At 68.2% G+C, this 15,476-nt stretch carries 17 protein-coding genes; 11 read left to right on the top strand and 6 right to left on the bottom strand.

All coding sequences use genetic code 11. The annotated features are described in order from the left end of the window. Together IBL25_RS11790 and IBL25_RS11785 are read left to right on the top strand one after the other, a co-directional pair. Nucleotides 1-421: ELM1/GtrOC1 family putative glycosyltransferase (locus IBL25_RS11790; protein ID WP_187778741.1), on the top strand; the 421-nt coding region annotated here is incomplete at its 5' end. Nucleotides 422-458: 37 nt separating this feature from the next. Next, nucleotides 459-1,694: an OprO/OprP family phosphate-selective porin gene (locus tag IBL25_RS11785; protein WP_187778740.1), complete on the top strand. Its 1,236-nt coding sequence runs from the start codon at nucleotides 459-461 to the stop codon at nucleotides 1,692-1,694. On the opposite strand, the gene paaI is transcribed toward IBL25_RS11785, so the two are convergent. Then, the gene (gene paaI, locus IBL25_RS11780) at nucleotides 1,627-2,124 is read right to left on the bottom strand and encodes a hydroxyphenylacetyl-CoA thioesterase PaaI (protein WP_187778739.1); all 498 of its coding nucleotides are present in this window, start codon (nucleotides 2,122-2,124) and stop codon (nucleotides 1,627-1,629) included. The two genes, IBL25_RS11785 and paaI, sit on opposite strands and share 68 nt — an antisense overlap. A gap of 96 nt (nucleotides 2,125-2,220) precedes the next feature. Between paaI and IBL25_RS11775 the strand changes: the two genes are divergently transcribed. The 6 genes from IBL25_RS11775 (at nucleotide 2,221) to paaE (ending at nucleotide 6,885) form a co-directional block, all read left to right on the top strand. Further along, nucleotides 2,221-3,081, top strand: coding sequence for a PaaX family transcriptional regulator C-terminal domain-containing protein (locus IBL25_RS11775; protein ID WP_187778738.1), 861 nt, complete (start codon nucleotides 2,221-2,223; stop codon nucleotides 3,079-3,081). Nucleotides 3,082-3,163: 82 nt separating this feature from the next. Further along, the gene (paaA, locus tag IBL25_RS11770) at nucleotides 3,164-4,177 is read left to right on the top strand and encodes a 1,2-phenylacetyl-CoA epoxidase subunit PaaA (protein WP_187778737.1); all 1,014 of its coding nucleotides are present in this window, start codon (nucleotides 3,164-3,166) and stop codon (nucleotides 4,175-4,177) included. 14 nt (nucleotides 4,178-4,191) lie between these two features. Then, a complete protein-coding gene (paaB, locus tag IBL25_RS11765) occupies nucleotides 4,192-4,479 on the top strand; it encodes a 1,2-phenylacetyl-CoA epoxidase subunit PaaB (RefSeq protein ID WP_187778736.1) in 288 nt (95 codons plus the stop codon). 23 nt (nucleotides 4,480-4,502) lie between these two features. Further along, nucleotides 4,503-5,279: a 1,2-phenylacetyl-CoA epoxidase subunit PaaC gene (gene paaC / locus IBL25_RS11760; protein WP_187778735.1), complete on the top strand. Its 777-nt coding sequence runs from the start codon at nucleotides 4,503-4,505 to the stop codon at nucleotides 5,277-5,279. Between the two features lie 5 nt (nucleotides 5,280-5,284). Further along, nucleotides 5,285-5,779: a 1,2-phenylacetyl-CoA epoxidase subunit PaaD gene (paaD, locus tag IBL25_RS11755; protein WP_120638132.1), complete on the top strand. Its 495-nt coding sequence runs from the start codon at nucleotides 5,285-5,287 to the stop codon at nucleotides 5,777-5,779. An 11-nt stretch (nucleotides 5,780-5,790) separates the two neighbouring features. Then, nucleotides 5,791-6,885, top strand: coding sequence for a 1,2-phenylacetyl-CoA epoxidase subunit PaaE (gene paaE / locus IBL25_RS11750; protein WP_187778734.1), 1,095 nt, complete (start codon nucleotides 5,791-5,793; stop codon nucleotides 6,883-6,885). Nucleotides 6,886-6,889: 4 nt separating this feature from the next. Here paaE and IBL25_RS11745 read toward each other — a convergent pair whose 3' ends face one another. From IBL25_RS11745 to paaG, 3 genes are all read right to left on the bottom strand, one after another. Continuing rightward, complete coding sequence (locus IBL25_RS11745; RefSeq protein WP_187778733.1) at nucleotides 6,890-7,312, bottom strand: YciI family protein; 423 nt, start codon at nucleotides 7,310-7,312, stop codon at nucleotides 6,890-6,892. 196 nt (nucleotides 7,313-7,508) lie between these two features. Next, on the bottom strand, nucleotides 7,509-8,825 hold the full coding sequence (gene paaK / locus IBL25_RS11740; RefSeq protein ID WP_187778732.1) for a phenylacetate--CoA ligase PaaK: 1,317 nt from the start codon (nucleotides 8,823-8,825) through the stop codon (nucleotides 7,509-7,511). Nucleotides 8,826-8,853: 28 nt separating this feature from the next. Then, complete coding sequence (gene paaG / locus IBL25_RS11735; protein ID WP_187778731.1) at nucleotides 8,854-9,645, bottom strand: 2-(1,2-epoxy-1,2-dihydrophenyl)acetyl-CoA isomerase PaaG; 792 nt, start codon at nucleotides 9,643-9,645, stop codon at nucleotides 8,854-8,856. 212 nt (nucleotides 9,646-9,857) lie between these two features. Here paaG and IBL25_RS11730 point away from each other — a divergent pair, with 212 nt between their 5' ends. Both IBL25_RS11730 and paaZ read left to right on the top strand, forming a co-directional pair. Further along, the gene (locus IBL25_RS11730; RefSeq protein ID WP_187778730.1) at nucleotides 9,858-11,951 is read left to right on the top strand and encodes a 3-hydroxyacyl-CoA dehydrogenase NAD-binding domain-containing protein; all 2,094 of its coding nucleotides are present in this window, start codon (nucleotides 9,858-9,860) and stop codon (nucleotides 11,949-11,951) included. Between the two features lie 23 nt (nucleotides 11,952-11,974). Further along, on the top strand, nucleotides 11,975-14,011 hold the full coding sequence (gene paaZ / locus IBL25_RS11725) for a phenylacetic acid degradation bifunctional protein PaaZ (protein WP_187778729.1): 2,037 nt from the start codon (nucleotides 11,975-11,977) through the stop codon (nucleotides 14,009-14,011). Nucleotides 14,012-14,015: 4 nt separating this feature from the next. On the opposite strand, the gene IBL25_RS11720 is transcribed toward paaZ, so the two are convergent. Next, nucleotides 14,016-14,453 carry a MarR family winged helix-turn-helix transcriptional regulator gene (locus tag IBL25_RS11720; RefSeq protein WP_187778728.1) on the bottom strand — a complete coding sequence of 146 codons (438 nt, stop codon included), beginning with the start codon at nucleotides 14,451-14,453 and terminating at the stop codon, nucleotides 14,016-14,018. A gap of 52 nt (nucleotides 14,454-14,505) precedes the next feature. Here IBL25_RS11720 and IBL25_RS11715 point away from each other — a divergent pair, with 52 nt between their 5' ends. Beyond that, on the top strand, nucleotides 14,506-14,856 hold the full coding sequence (locus tag IBL25_RS11715) for a DUF1428 domain-containing protein (protein ID WP_187778727.1): 351 nt from the start codon (nucleotides 14,506-14,508) through the stop codon (nucleotides 14,854-14,856). A 59-nt stretch (nucleotides 14,857-14,915) separates the two neighbouring features. Here the strand turns inward: IBL25_RS11715 and IBL25_RS11710 are convergent, their stop codons facing one another. After that, on the bottom strand, nucleotides 14,916-15,386 hold the full coding sequence (locus IBL25_RS11710; protein ID WP_187778726.1) for an Lrp/AsnC family transcriptional regulator: 471 nt from the start codon (nucleotides 15,384-15,386) through the stop codon (nucleotides 14,916-14,918). Between the last annotated feature and the right edge of the window lie 90 nt (nucleotides 15,387-15,476).

The raw sequence follows: 15,476 nt of genomic DNA, 5'->3' as shown, positions 1-15,476 counted from the left end.
CGCCGCCGCCCTGGTGCCGGCGGCGCGCCGCCACTTCCCGGATGCCACCATCCTGGCCACCACCAGCCGCCGCACCGGGGCCGGGGCCACGGCGCGCATCGCCGCCGACCTCGCCGGCGGCCCGCACCGCCTGTTCCGCTGGGGCGATGCGGGGCCGAATCCCTATGCGGGCTTCCTGGCCTGGGCCGATGCGCTGATCGTGACGGCGGACAGCGTTTCCATGCTCTCCGAAGCCTGCGCCACCGGCAGGCCGGTGCTGATCGCGGGGGAGGCACCCGGCCGCCATGCCGCGCTGGCGGGAAGCCTCTGCGATGCTGGTTATGCCAGCCGCCTTTCCGCCCCCGGCCTGCCGCATCCGGCGGCGCCGCTGGATGAGAGTGCGCGCGTTGCCGCACGTCTGCGCGAGCTTGGCTTCGCCTGAGCCATTCCACCCGCTAAGGCCCGGCGGACCCTGGATCATGAGGACCGCCGTGACGCTGCGCCGCCGCAACATCTCCTGGCCCGCCCTTTCCGCGCTGGCCCTGGCCACCGTGCTGGGCAGCGCCGTCCAGGCTCAGGAATCCGACAAGGGCGGCATACGGCTCGGCGAGGTCACGCTGCGCCCTTATGTTTATGGCCAGTTCGATTTCGGCGAGACCTGGGGCGGCAAGCCCGATGCGCCCGCCGGCGGGATGCAGGCACGCCGCTTCCGCCTCGGCGGTTATGCGGATCTGCCGCATGATGTCACGGTTGGCCTTATCTGGGATTTTGGTGGGGAGGGCTTCGATGGCCCGCGCTGGGGCCATTCCCGCCTCTACGAAGCCTCGGTCGAATATTCCGGCCTGAAGCCCTTCAGCATCCGTGCCGGCGCCTTCGAGCCGACGCTGACCATGGAGGATACACAAAGCTCCGCCGATACGCTCTTCCTGGAAAAGGCGGCCATCGTGGACCTCGCCGGCGCCATCGTGGATGGCGGCCGCACCGGCGTGGAAATCCAGGCGCAGGGGGACCGCTACCTTGCCAGCCTCGCCTTCGCCGGCCCCCGCGTCGGCTATGGCGACGATGCGCGGGAGAGGGCGGTGATGGGCCGCGTCGCCGGGCTGGTGGTGCAGCAGGAGAACCTGGCCATCCACCTGGGCCTCGATGGCCTCTGGCGCTTCCGCACGCCGCAGGAGAACGGGCAGCGGCCGGGCATCGAGCTGTCCAATGCGCCGGAATACACGATCAGCCCGGAATCCTATCTCAGCACCGGTTTCATCGAGGCCAAGAGCATGGCCTCGGGCGGCATCGAGGCGGGCGTGGCCTCGGGGCCCTTCTGGGCCTCGGGCGAGTGGTACCGCATCGCGGTGGACCGCACGGACGGCAAGAACCCCTGGTTCGGCGGCTGGTACGCCCAGGCGGCCTGGATGCTCTTCGGCCCCCGGCGCCAATGGAGTTCGGAGGATGCCGCCTGGGCCGCGCCGAAGCCCGAGCCCTTCGATCCCTCCCGCGGCCAATGGGGCTCGCTGGAGCTGGGCGGGCGCTTCTCCCACGCCAATCTCCGCAGCGCCGATATCGATGGCGGGGAACAGGATGTCTGGTCCGCCAGCCTCGGCTGGTGGCCGCATGAGACGGTGCGGGCGCTGCTCCAGTACCAGAACGCCCGCATCAAGGGCGGCGAGGACCCGCACCGCTTTCAGGCGGTGACCCTGCGGCTGCAGTTCCAGCTGAACTAGCGGTGACGCTGCCGCCGATCTCGCGTGACTGGCCCTGGAAGATGGCGATGGTCTCGCCCGCCGGGTCGGTGATCCGCACTTCATAGACACCGCTGCGCCCGGCCTGCGCCACCTGCCGCCCATGGGCGGTGAGGGTAGTGCCGACCACGCCGGGCCGCAGATAAGTGATGCTGCAGGCCTGCCCCACCGTGCGGCGGTCGAAGCTGTTGCAGGCGAAGGCGAAGGCGCTGTCCGCCAGCGCGAAGAGGAAGCCGCCGTGGCAGGAGCCGTGGCCATTGGCCATGCGGGGCTCGATCTCCATGGCGATCTCGGCCTCTCCCGGCGCCACGCGCAGCAGGCGCATGCCAAGCCCCTGGGAGGCGGCATCGGTGCGCCACATCGCCTGGGCAGCGGCCTCGGCCAGGGCCTGGGGGTCGGTGATGTCGTTCATGCTGGTTCCTCCGGTGCCAGGGTGTCATTCACCGACCGAACGGTCAAATTATGCCGCCGCCTTTTCATGTGCCGCCGCCCCGTTACAAGAGATGGCATGAGCGCCACGCCCCTGCTGGAAATCCTGCGCCACCTGAACAGCGCGCCCTCGCGCACCTGGTCGGTGGTCATCACGGTCTTCGGCGATGCGGTGGTGCCGCGCGGCGGCGCCATCAGCTTGGCGACACTCACGGAAATCCTGGGCGCCATGGGCGTGGCGGAAGGGGCGGTGCGTACCGCCATGTCCCGCCTCTCCGCCGATGGCTGGCTGGAGCGCACGCGCCAGGGCCGCAACAGCTTCTACCAACTGGCGGCCAAGGGGGAGGCGACCTTCGCGGAAGCCGCCGCCCGCATCTACGCGCCGCATACCCCCGGCACGCCCGGCCGCTTCCGGCTGGTGCTGGCCGACCGGCCGGAGATGCGCGCCGCCCTGCAGCAGGCCGGCTTCGGGCAGGCGCAGCCCGGCCTCTGGGTGGCGCCGGAAGAGGTGCCCGTGCCCGCGGAAGCCAGCGGCGCCATTGCCCTGCTGGCCGAGGCCGATACCGCCGATGGCCACCGGCTGGCCGCGCAAAGCTGGCCGCTGGAGGCTCTGGCGGAAACCTATCGCCACTTCATCGCGGCCTTCGAACCGCTGGCGATGTGGCTGGAACAGGGCCATGCGCTGGAAGGGCTGGATGCGCTGACGGCGCGGGTGCTGCTGATCCACGAATACCGCCGCGCCGTGCTGCGCCACCCGCCGCTGGCACGCGCGCTGCTGCCGGTGGACTGGGCCGGAGATGCGGCGCGGGCACTTTGTGCCGGCCTTTACCGGGCGTTGCTACCGGCTTCGGAAGCTTGGCTGGATGCCCATGCCACCCGCGCCGAGGGCCCTCTGCCGCCTGCCGGGCGGACCCTGGACCTCCGCTTCCGGGACGCATGAAGCGTTACCGATTTTTCTTGGAATAAGGAAAAACTGTTATATATTCCTTCCCACGGGATCGCAGCCCGAGGGAGAAACGGCCATGTACACCCAGGCGCTGAACAGCCGCGACGACGCCCCCGCCGCCATCCGCCCCGCCGAGGAGCTGGAGCACGAAGCCCGCTTCCAGGCGCGCGTCGATGCCGAGGAGCGGATCGAGGCCAATGACTGGATGCCGGCCGCCTATCGCAAGACGCTGGTGCGGCAGATTTCCCAGCATGCGCATTCCGAGATCATCGGCATGCTGCCGGAAGGCAACTGGATCACCCGCGCGCCGTCGCTGCGCCGCAAGGCCGCGCTGCTGGCCAAGGTGCAGGATGAATGCGGCCACGGCCTGTATCTCTACGCCGCCGCCGAGACCCTGGGCGTGTCGCGGGAGGAGCTGACGGATCAGCTTCTGACCGGCAAGGCGAAGTATTCCTCCATCTTCAACTATCCGACCATGAGCTGGGCGGATATCGGCGCCATCGGCTGGCTGGTGGATGGCGCGGCGATCATGAACCAGATCCCGCTCTGCCGTTGCTCCTACGGCCCCTATGCCCGCGCCATGATCCGCGTCTGCAAGGAAGAAAGCTTCCACCAGCGCCAGGGCTACGAGATCATGCTGACGCTGTGCCGCGGCTCCGAGGAGCAGAAGGCCATGGCGCAGGATGCGCTGAACCGCTGGTGGTGGCCCTGCCTGATGATGTTCGGCCCGCCGGATGCCGCCAGCCAGCATTCCGACCAGTCCACCAAGTGGAAGATCAAGCGCTTCTCCAACGATGAGCTGCGCCAGAAGTTCGTGGATGCCACGGTGCCGCAGGCGCAGTTCCTGGGCCTGACGCTGCCGGACCCCGAGTTGCGCTTCGTGCCGGATGAGGGCGGCGACGGCACGACCGGCCACTGGCACTACGGCCAGATCGACTGGGACGAGTTCAAGCAGGTGATCGCCGGCAACGGCCCCTGCAACCGCGACCGCCTGGCCGCCCGCAACAAGGCCCATGCCGAGGGCGAGTGGGTGCGCGAGGCCGCCATGGCCCATGCCGCCAAGCGCCAGGCCCGCCAGCAGGCCGCCTGAGGGGAGACGAGATCATGACCAAGACCGTGACCCCGCTGTGGGAAGTTTTCATTCGCAGCCGCAATGGCTTGTCCCACAAGCATGTGGGCTCGCTGCACGCGGCGGATGCCACGCTGGCGCTCCAGGCGGCGCGCGACGTTTATACGCGGCGGGGCGAGGGGCTCTCGATCTGGGTGGTGCCCTCCAATGCCATCACCGCTTCTGACCCCGGCGAGAAGGGCATGATGTTCGAGCCCGCCGAGACCAAGATCTATCGCCATCCGACCTTCTACGAGGTGCCCGACGAAGTCGGGCATATGTGAGAGCGGGACGGGAGGGAACGGGAATGGCGACGAATACGATCCGGGTGAATGAAAGCCCGCTGGTGCTCTACTGCCTGCGCCGCGCCGACGATGCGTTGGTGATGGGCCACCGCCTCTCCGAATGGTGCGGGCGCGGCCCGGCGCTGGAAGAAGAGATGGCTCTCGCCAACATGGGCCTGGACCTGCTGGGCCAGGCGCGTTCCCTTTATACCTATGCGGCCGAGGTCGAGGCGGCGGGCAATGACGAGGACCGCTACGCCTATCTGCGCGACGCCCGCCAGTACCGCAACCTGCTGCTGGCCGAGCAGCCGAATGGCGATTTCGCCCGCACCATCCTGCGCCAGTTCTTCTACGCCGCCTTCGCGGACCCCTATTGGCGCGCGATGATGAAGTCCTCCGACCCCACGCTGGCCGCCATTGCCGCGAAGTCGGAGAAGGAAAGCGCCTACCACCTGCGCCACACCGCCGAATGGGTGATCCGCCTGGGCGATGGCACGGAGGAAAGCCATCGCCGCGCCGCCGAGGCCGTCGCGCATCTCTGGCCCTATACCGGCGAGATGTTCGAGACCGATGCCGCCGAGCAGGAGCTGATCGCCGCCGGCGTGGTGATGGACCCCGCTTCCTTCCGCGCCGAATGGGACAGGACGGTCTCCGAGATCCTGTCCGAGGCGACGCTGGAGAAGCCCGCGCAGGGCTGGATGCAGAAGGGCGGCCGCACCGGCCTGCATAGCGAACACCTGGGCCATATGCTGGCCGAGATGCAGGTGCTGCAGCGGACCCATCCCAACGCTACCTGGTGAGTGCCATGACGCAGACCGACGCGGCGCTGCGGCAGAAGGCCATCGAAGCCGCCAGCGCGGTGGTGGACCCGGAGATCCCGGTGCTGACCATCGCCGACCTGGGCGTGCTGCGGGATGTGGTGGTGGAGGGCGGGCATGTCCGCGTGGACATCACCCCCACCTATTCCGGCTGCCCGGCGATGAACATGATCGCGGTGGAGATCGACCTCGCGCTGTCCCGCGCGGGCATCGCGGACAAGGAAATCCGCACCGTGCTGGCGCCGGCCTGGACCACGGATTGGATGACCGAGGAAGGCCGCCGCAAGCTGCATGAATACGGCATCGCGCCGCCGCAGCCCGGCAGCGGCCGCCGCGCGCTGTTCGGCAAGGATGTGGTGACCTGCCCGCGATGCGGCTCGAACGACACGAGCCTGCTGGCAGAATTCGGCTCCACCTCCTGCAAGGCGCTGTGGCGCTGCGAAAGCTGCCGCGAGCCCTTCGACTATTTCAAATGTCATTGACGGAAGCTGCCATGTCCGCGACCCCCACGACGCCACGCTTCCACCGCCTGCGCATCGCCGACCTGAAGCGGGAGACGCGGGATGCCGTTTCCATCGCCTTCGACCTGCCGGGGGAGCTGCGCGACCTCTACGCTTTCGAGCCGGGCCAGTACCTGACCCTGCGGACCACCATGGACAACGAGGAAGTCCGCCGCTCCTACTCCATCTGCTCCGGCCCGCAGGATGGCGAGTTGCGGATCGCGGTGAAGCAGGTAGATGGCGGCGCCTTCTCCACCTGGGCCAATACCGAATTGCAGGCCGGCGACGAGCTGGACGTGATGACCCCCACCGGCCGCTTCGGCGTGGCGCCGGCGCCGGGCGAGGCGCGCATCCATGTCGGCTTCGCCGCGGGCTCCGGCATCACGCCGATCCTGTCCATCGTGCGCGGCGTGCTGGCGCGGGAGCCGCTGAGCCGCTTCTTCCTCTTCTACGGCAACCGCTCCGGCAGCGAGATGCTGTTCCGGGAGCAGTTGGAGGAATTGAAGGACCGCTTCCTGGGGCGGCTCTCGGTCTTCCATGTGCTGTCCAAGGAAGAACAGGACATCCCCATCCTGAACGGCCGCCTGGATGGCGAGAAGGTGCGCGTGCTGCTGCGCCACATGGTGCCCGCCGAGCAAGTGGACCACATTTTTGTTTGTGGCCCCACCGGCATGAGCGACGAGATCGAGGCCACGCTTCGCGAGATGGGCGTGCCGGAGGAGCGGGTGCATATCGAGCGCTTCGTCTCCGCCCTCGGCGGCAAGCCGCGCCCCAAGGTGGTGCCCAGCGCCGCCGAGGCGGAGGCGGCGCATCGCGTGGCCGATCTGATCGTGGACGGCAACCGCCGGCAGGTGAAGGTGGCGGAGGGCGAGGCCATCCTGGATGCCGCGCTGCGCGCCGGGCTGGACCTGCCCTATGCCTGCAAGGGCGGCATGTGCTCCACCTGCCGCGCCAAGGTGGTGGAGGGCACGGTGGAGATGGAGGTCAACTACTCGCTGGAGCCCTGGGAAACCAAGGCCGGCTTCGTGCTGACCTGCCAGGCCCGCCCGACCAGCGAGCATGTCGTCATCGACTACGACCAGATGTGAGGCTTCAGCGGCCGCGGAGCTGGCCGCGCAGCTTCTCTTCCTGCGCGGCCAGTTCCGGCGGCATGGCATCTCCGAAATCCTCAAGCTCGAAGAGCGGGCGGATTTCGATCTCGCTGGGGCCAGGCATGGGGTTGGGGCACCGCTTCGCCCATTCCATGGCCTCGGCCATGTCCTTGACCTCCCAGAGCCAGAAGCCCGCGACCAGTTCGCCGGTAGCCGGGAAGGGGCCATCGGTGACGGTGCGGCTTTCGCCATCGAAGGCCACCCGCTTGCCCTGGGATGAGGGCTTCAGGCCCTCACCGGCCAGGAGGAGGCCGGCCTTGGCCAGTTCCTCATTGTACTTGCCCATGGCTTCCAGCAGTTCGGGCGGCGGCATGGTGCCCGCCTCGCTGTCCTGAGTCGCCTTGACCAGAACCATGACACGCATCCTCGACCTCCTCGGCTTCAGGGGATCGATAGCCTGCCAGAATTATCCTGGGTAAAAAGAGGGCCGGCGCCGGCTCAACGGATTGTGGCCAGCCACCGGCCACGCGGCCCGCTTCTTTTCGCATTCCGCTGCGCTTCGGCCAGGGCACCATGGCGCGGTAGCGGCGCCATGGTGCCCTGGCCTGCGCCGGGCAATCTCAGCCCTGGTCCCGCCGGTCGATCACCCGCCGCATCTTGCCGACCGAGCGCTCGACACCGCCCGGCTGCTCGATCACGACCTTGGTCGAGATGCCGATGGTGTTCTTGATCTGCTCGATCAGCGCGCGGGCCTCCTGCTGCAGCCCCTCGCCGTCCCAGAGGCCGGCGCGGCATTCGGCGTGGATGGTCATGCAATCCATCCGCCCCTCCCGTGTCAGGCGGATCTGGAAATGACCGCTGCACCAGTCCTGCGCCAGCAGGGCTTCCTCGATCTGCGAGGGAAAGACATTGACGCCGCGCAGGATGATCATGTCGTCCGAACGGCCGGTGACCTTCTCCATCCGCCGCATGCCGGGGCGGGCGGTGCCGGGCAGCAGCCGCGTCAGGTCCCGCGTGCGGTAGCGGATGACGGGCTGGCCTTCCTTGGTGAGGGTGGTGAAGACCAGCTCGCCCATCTCGCCATCCGGCAGCACCGCGCCGGTATTGGGGTCGATCACCTCGGCGTAGAAATGGTCTTCCCAGATATGCAGGCCGTCCTTGGTCTCGACGCATTCCTGCGCCACACCCGGGCCCATGACTTCCGAGAGGCCGTAGATATCGACGGCCTGCATGTCGAAGGCCTGCTCGATCTCCTGCCGCATCGCATTGGTCCAGGGCTCGGCGCCGAAGATGCCGATCTTCAGCGAGGACTGGCGCGGGTCCAGCCCCTGGCGGCGGAACTCATCCATCAGCGCCAGCATGTAGCTGGGCGTGACCATGATGATCTCCGGCTTGAAGTCGTTGATGAGCTGCACCTGCCGCTCGGTCATGCCGCCCGACATCGGAATCACGGTGCAGCCCAGCCGCTCCGCGCCGTAATGCGCGCCGAGGCCGCCGGTGAAGAGGCCGTAGCCATAGGCCACATGCACCTTCATCCCCGGCCGGCCGCCGGCGGCATGGATGGAGCGCGCGACGAGGTCCGCCCAGTTGTCGATATCCCCCTGGGTATAGCCCACCACGATCGGCTTGCCCGTGGTGCCGGAGGAACCGTGGATGCGCGCGATCTTCTCCTGCGGCACCGCCAGCAGGCCGAAGGGATAATTGTCCCGCAGGTCTGTCTTCACCGTGAAGGGGAACTTCGCGATATCCGGCAGGTCCTTGAAGTCGTCCGGGCTGACCCCGGCGGCATCGAAGCTGCGGCGGTAATGCGGCACGTTGTCATAGGCATGCCGCAGCACCTTCGCCATCCGCTCGCGCTGCAGCGCGCGGATCTCCTCGCGCGATGCACGCTCCACCGCGTGCAGCACAGAACTCTGCTCCAGGGTCGTCGCGCTCATCTCTGGGGTTTCCTCGCTTGGTTCGTTGCTAGGCGTCGCGCTGGCCGAAGCGGGGCGGGCGCTTCTCCAGGAAGGCCCGCACGCCCTCGGCATAGTCGGGGGAGCGGCCGGCCTCGCGTTGCAGGTCTCGCTCCATGTCCAGTTGCTGGTCGAGCGTATGGCCGGGGGAGGCTTCCAGCGCCTGCTTCACGCGGCCCAGCCCCTCGGTGGACTGCGCGGCCAGCTTCGCCACCAGCGCCTCGGATTCCGCCACAAGCTGGTCGTCGGGCACCGCCTTCCAGATCATGCCCCATTCCGCCGCCGTGGTGGCGGGCAGGGGATCGGCGGTGAACATCAGCGCACGGGCCCGCGCCTCGCCGATCAGGCGCGGCAGCAGGAAAGTGCCTCCCGAATCCGGCACAAGTGCGATTTTGGAAAAGGACTGGATGAAGCGCGCCGATTGCGCCGCCAGCACGATGTCGCAGGCAATGGCGATATTCGCCCCAGCACCCGCGGCCACGCCATTGACGGCGCAGACCACCGGCTTCGGCAGGGCGCGGATGCGGCGGATCAGCGGGTTGTAGAAGCGATCCAGCGTGTTGCCGAGGTCCGGAGGGCCACCGGCGCCCGGCTTGCGGTCACTCAGGTCCTGGCCGGCGCAGAAGCCACGGCCTTCGCCAGTCAGCAGCAGCGCACGGCAATCTTCCGCTTCGGCGGCCTCGCCCAACGCGGCGTAGAGCGCGGTGTGCAGCGCCTCATTGAAGCTGTTCAACTTGTCCGGGCGGTTGAGCACCAGCTTCCACCAGCCGTCGCGCTTCTCCACCCGCAGAACCTGTTCCATGCCATTTCCTCTCATCGTGGCTGCTGGACCATGGATGGTCTCTTGGCTCGCCCGCAAGTCGGCTCGCGAATTCATCCTTGCATTGACCGTCCGGACGGTCAAATAATTTCCCGCGCCCAGAAGCCGGCAATCTGGCCGGGCGTGGAGGTGGGTGGTTTGCCGATTGCCGGTCTGGCCATACCTTGCCCGCGCTTGATGGGAGAAAGCTTGCCATGGACCAGTCCAACACCGCCGTCACGATCAGCCGCGAGGGCGCCGTCGCGCTGGTGCGGATCGATTTCGCGCCGGTCAATGCGCTCTCCCGCCCCGTGCGGCAGGGGCTGCTGGAAGCGGCGCGCGAACTGGCGGCGGATGCCTCGGTGCGGGGCGTGGTGCTGCATGGTGGCCCGGGCCGCTTCATCGCCGGCGCCGACATCAAGGAAATGGATCTGCCGCTGGATGAACCCATCCTGCCGGATGTGATCGCGGCGATCGAAGCCATTCCGCAGCCGGTGGTCGCGGCCATCGACGGCGTGGCGCTGGGCGGCGGCTTGGAAGTGGCCATGGCCTGCGACCTGCGCATCGCGACGCCCAAGGCCAGCGTCGGGCTGGTGGAAACGCGCCTTGGCATCCTGCCCGGCTCCGGCGGCACGCAACGGCTGCCGCGCCTCGTGGGCACCGCCAAGGCCATCGAGCTGATCGGCGAAGCCAAGGTCCTGCGCGCGCCGGAGGCCGTGAACCTCGGCATCCTCGACGGCATCGTGGAAGATGAATTGCTGGCCGAGGCCGTGCGGCTGGCGCCGGGCGCCGCCAAGCGCGTGGTTTCCGCCCTGCCGATCCCGGCGCGGAACGAGGCGGCCGAGGAAGCCGCCGCGCAGGCCGCGATCAAGAAGGGCAAGGGCGTGCCCGCCGTGGCCGTGGTGGTCGGCCTGCTGCGGGAAACCGCCGCCATGGACTTCCCCGCTGGCCTGAAGCGGGAACGCGAACTCTTCCTGCCGCTGCGCGCCAGCGCCGAGGCCGCCGCGCTGCGCCACCTCTTCCTGGCCGAGCGGGAGGCCGCCCGCGTGCCGGGGTTGGAAGGCGTGAAGCCGCGCGCATTCGCCCATGTCGCGGTGATCGGCGGCGGCACCATGGGCAGCGGCATCGCCATGGCGGTGGCCGATGCCGGGCTGACGGCCACAGTGATCGAGCGTGACGAGGCTGCCGCCGCGACCTGCGCCAGCCGGCTGCGGGATGCCTATGCCAAGCAGGCCAAGTCCGGCCGCCTGACGGATGCCGTGGCCGCCGAGCGCACCGCCCGCATCACCCCCACCGCCGATTGGAACGCGCTGGCCGAGGCCGACCTGATCATCGAGGCTGCCTTCGAGGACATGGCGGTGAAGGAAGACATCTTCCGCCGCCTGGATGCCGTGGCCAAGCCGGGTGCCGTGCTGGCCACCAATACCTCCTACCTCAACCCCGATGAGATCGCCGCCTTCACCAAGCGGCCGCAGGATGTGCTGGGGCTGCATTTCTTCGCCCCCGCGAACATCATGAAGCTGCTGGAAGTGGTGCGCTGTGCCGAGACGGCGCCGGATGTGCTGGCCACCGGCCTGGCCTTCGGCAAGAAGCTGGGCAAGCTGCCCATCGTTTCCGGCGTTTGCGAGGGCTTCATCGGCAACCGCATCTATGCCGTCTATCGCCGCCACGCCGAGTACCTGGTGGAGGATGGCGCCAGCCCGCGCGAGGTGGATGCGGCGCTGGAATCCTATGGCTTCGCCATGGGCCTCTTCGCGGTGGGCGACATGTCCGGCCTGGATATCGCCTGGGCCATGCGCAAGCGCCGCGCCGCGACGCGCGACCCGGGCGAGCGCTATGTCGCCATCGCCGATCGGCTCTGCGAGGCCGGGCGCCTTGGCCGCAAGACCGGTTCGGGCTGGTACAACTATGCCAGTGGCAAGGCGGAGCCCGACCCGGCGGTGGATGCCATCATCGCCGCCGAGCGCCAGGCCGCCGGCGTCACGCCGCGCGCCTTCACGCCAGAGCAGATCCAGAACCGCCTTCTGGCGGTGATGGCCAACGAGGCTGCGAAGATCCTGGAAGAAGGCATCAGCCTGCGGCCTTCCGATATCGATCTCGTCTTCACCAATGGCTACGGCTTCCCGCGCCTGAAGGGCGGGCCGCTGTTTGCCGCCGACCAGCTTGGCCTGCGCGCCGTGCTGGCCGAGGTGGAGGCGGCGGCCAAGGCCGGCGGCGTGGGCTCCGAGCCCGCGGCGCTGCTGCGCGAACTGGCCGAAGCCAACACCACCTTCAAGGAATGGCAGCGCGGGCGCGCCACGCCCGGCTGACCTGAGCACAGGATGGAAACACCATGGTCCTGACACTGCAAAGCTTCGCCGAGAACCGCTGGGTCGCCCCCGGCGCCGGCGCGGTCGAGATCCCCAGCGCGGTGGATGGCCGCGTGATGGCGACCGCATCCTCGGCGGGCGTGGATTTCGGGGCCATGGTGCGCTTCGGGCGCAAGGTGGGCGGTCCGGCGTTGCGGATGCTGACCTTCCACCAGCGCGCGGAGATGCTGAAGCGCCTGGCGGTCTACCTGACCGAGCGGAAGGAAGCGCTCTATGAGCTTTCCTTCGACACCGGTGCCACGCGGCGGGATAGCTGGATCGATATCGACGGCGGCATCGGCACGCTCTTCGCCTATGCCTCCCGTGGCCGGAAGGAATTGCCGAGCGAGCGCTTCGTGTTGGACGGCGCCTTTGAGCCGCTGTCCAGGAACGGCAGCTTCGTCGGCGCGCATATCCTGACGCCGCTGCATGGCGTGGCCGTGCATGTGAATGCTTTCAACTTCCCCTGCTGGGGCATGCTGGAGAAGCTGGCACCGACCATCCTGGCCGGCGTTCCTGTCATCACCAAGCCGGCGACGGCCACGGCCTATGTGGCCCATGCCATGGTGGCCATGATCGTCGAATCCGGCATCCTGCCGCCGGGCGCGCTGCAGTTCGTGGCGGGTTCCACCGGCGACCTGCTGGACCACCTGACCGGGCAGGACGTGGTGTCCTTCACCGGTTCCGCCACCACCTCCGGCAAGCTGCGCGACCATCCGACCGTTTCGCGTGAGGCGGTGCGCTTCATCGCGGAGCGGGATTCACTGAACGCCGCCATCCTCGGCAGCGACGTGACGCCGGAAAGCCCGGAATTCGACCTCTTCGTCAAGGAAGTGGCGCGGGAGATGACGGCCAAGGCGGGCCAGAAATGCACCGCCATCCGCCGCGTCATCGTGCCGCGCGACCGCGTGGAAGCGGTGCGGGATGCGCTGGCGGCGCGGCTGGGCAAGGTCGCCATCGGTAATCCGCGTGACGAGAAGGTTGGCATGGGCCCACTGGCCAGCCAGGGCCAGCGGCGCGACGTGCGCGAGAACATCGCCAAGCTGGCGACGGAATCTGAGATCGTCTTCGGTGACCCGCTGCATTGCGCGGTGGTGGATGCCAATGCCAATGCCGGTGCCTTCCTCTCGCCCGTGCTGCTGCATTGCGCCAACCCGATCCGCGCGGAGCGGGTGAACCATGTCGAGGCCTTCGGCCCCGTCTCCACCCTGCTGCCCTATGACGACCTGGACCAGGCCATCGAGTTGGCGCAGCGGGGGGAGGGCAGCCTCGTCGCCTCCGCCTTCTCCTACGATGCCGATGTGACGGAGCAGTTGGTGATGGGCCTGGCGCCCTTCCACGGCCGGCTCTACCTGGTGGACCGGGACAGCGCCAAGGAAGCCACCGGCCATGGCTCGCCGCTGCCGCCGCTGGTGCATGGCGGCCCTGGGCGCGCCGGCGGTGGCGAGGAAATGGGCGGGCTGCGCGGCGTGTATCACTACATGCAGCGCACGGCGCTCCAGGGCTCGCCCGCCAAGCTGACCGCGCTGACCAAGACCTGGGGGCAGGGTGCGCCGACCCGCACGGAAGGCCCGCATCCCTTCCGCAAGAACTTCGACGAGATCAGCATCGGCGACACGGTGGAAACCCCGGCGCGCACCATCAGCCTCGAGGATATCGAGCACTTCGCCAATTTCACCGGCGATACCTTCTACGCCCATATGGACGAGGAAGCGGCCAAGGCGAACCCCTTCTTCCCCGGCCGGGTGGCGCATGGCTACCTGATCCTGAGCTTCGCCGCCGGGCTTTTCGTGGACCCGGCGCCGGGGCCGCTGCTGGCGAATTACGGGCTGGAGCGGCTGCGTTTCCTGAAGCCGGTCTCGCCCGGCGATTCCATCCGCGTGCGGCTGACAGTGAAGACCAAGCGCGCCGCCCGCATGCCGGATTACGGCGAGGTGCGCTGGGATGCCGAGGTCTTCAACCAGAACAACGAGACCGTGGCGCAATACGACGTGCTGACCATGAGCGCGCGCCCGGCCTGACGGCTCAGCACAGGGCGCGCAGGCCAGCGCGGAGGTCCTCGGCCTGTCCGGGCAGGCCGGCCTCCACGGCGCCATGCACCGCGCGCCAGACCGGTACGGCACGGGCGAGTCGGGCTTCGCCCTCCGGGGTCAGGGCCAGAAGGCGGCCGCGCCGGTCGGCGGGGTCAGTGGTCACCGCCACCAGCCCATCCCGCTGCAACGGCTTCAGCGCCGCCGTCAGGGTGGTGCGGTCCATTGCCAGCAACTGCGCCACGGGCCGCATCGGCGCCGGCTGCGGCCGGTTCAGCGCCATCAGCAAGGAAAATTGACCACTGGTCAGGCCGAAGGGCCTTAGCGCCTCATCGAACCGCCGGGCCAAGGCGCGCGCCGCCCTTTGCACATGCAGGCAGAGGCAGGTGTCGCGCACCTCCAGGGTGGTTTCGAACGGAACAGGCTTTGACATGCGGCCAAATAGGTTGATATCAACTCTGTACACCAACCGGAGGAAATGCACCATGTCCTACGTGGATGGCTTCGTTATTGCCGTGCCTGCCGCGAACAAGGAGGTTTTTCGCCGCCACGCGGCGGAGGCGGCGCCGATCTTCAAGGAATTCGGCGCCACCCGTGTGGTGGAATGCTGGGGTGACGATGTGCCGGACGGCAAGATCACCGACTTCCGTGGCGCCGTGAAGGCGCAGGACGGGGAGGTCGTGGTCTTTAGCTGGGTCGAATATCCGTCCAAGGAAGTACGTGACGCGGCGATGGCCAAGTTGATGTCCGACCCGCGAATGCAGGCGATGCATGACATGCCCTTCGACGGCAAGCGCATGATCATGGGCGGCTTCACACCTATCTTGGATGCCTGAAGGCGCGTGGGCGGCCCGGCCCCGGGCGGCACCTTGTGCCGCGAGGGTGCCGGGTGCCGCTACAGCGGCAGCGCCGAGGTATTCTTCACCTCCCGCAAGGCGAAATGCGATGAGATGTGTTGCACCGCCGGGTTGGTGAAGACCACCTCCTGCAGGAAGCGCTCGTAATGCGCCGCATCCCGCACCACGACGCGGATGATGTAGTCGGCGCTGCCGGTCATGGAAAAGCACTGCTGCACTTCCGGCCGTTCCACGATGGCCTTTTCGAAGTCCTGCAACGCGTCGCGGTTGTGCTTGGCCAGGGTGACATTGGCATAAACCGTCTGGCCATAACCCAGCTTCGCCGGGTCCAGCCGCGCCACGTACTCCAAAATCACGCCGGCATCCTGTAGCGCCTTCAGCCGCCGCCAGGTGGGGGAGGTGGAAAGGCCGATCCTGTCCGCTAGTTCCTGCACACTCTGGCGCGCGTTCTTTTGCAGCGCAGCGAGAATCGCGCGTTCGAACTGATCCAGATCGACACTCTGCGCCACCGCCCGAATCCTCCCGAAAAGGCGAGGCATGGATATGCCGCATTCGCCGCTTTGGCGATGGCATTATGCCTGCAACTGCCCAACCTGAGC

This window comes from Pseudoroseomonas ludipueritiae (genome assembly GCF_014490445.1).
Taxonomy (GTDB): domain Bacteria; phylum Pseudomonadota; class Alphaproteobacteria; order Acetobacterales; family Acetobacteraceae; genus Pseudoroseomonas; species Pseudoroseomonas ludipueritiae.
The sequence above is the reverse complement of the archived record's forward strand: the minus strand, read 5'-3'. Positions and strand labels throughout refer to the sequence as shown.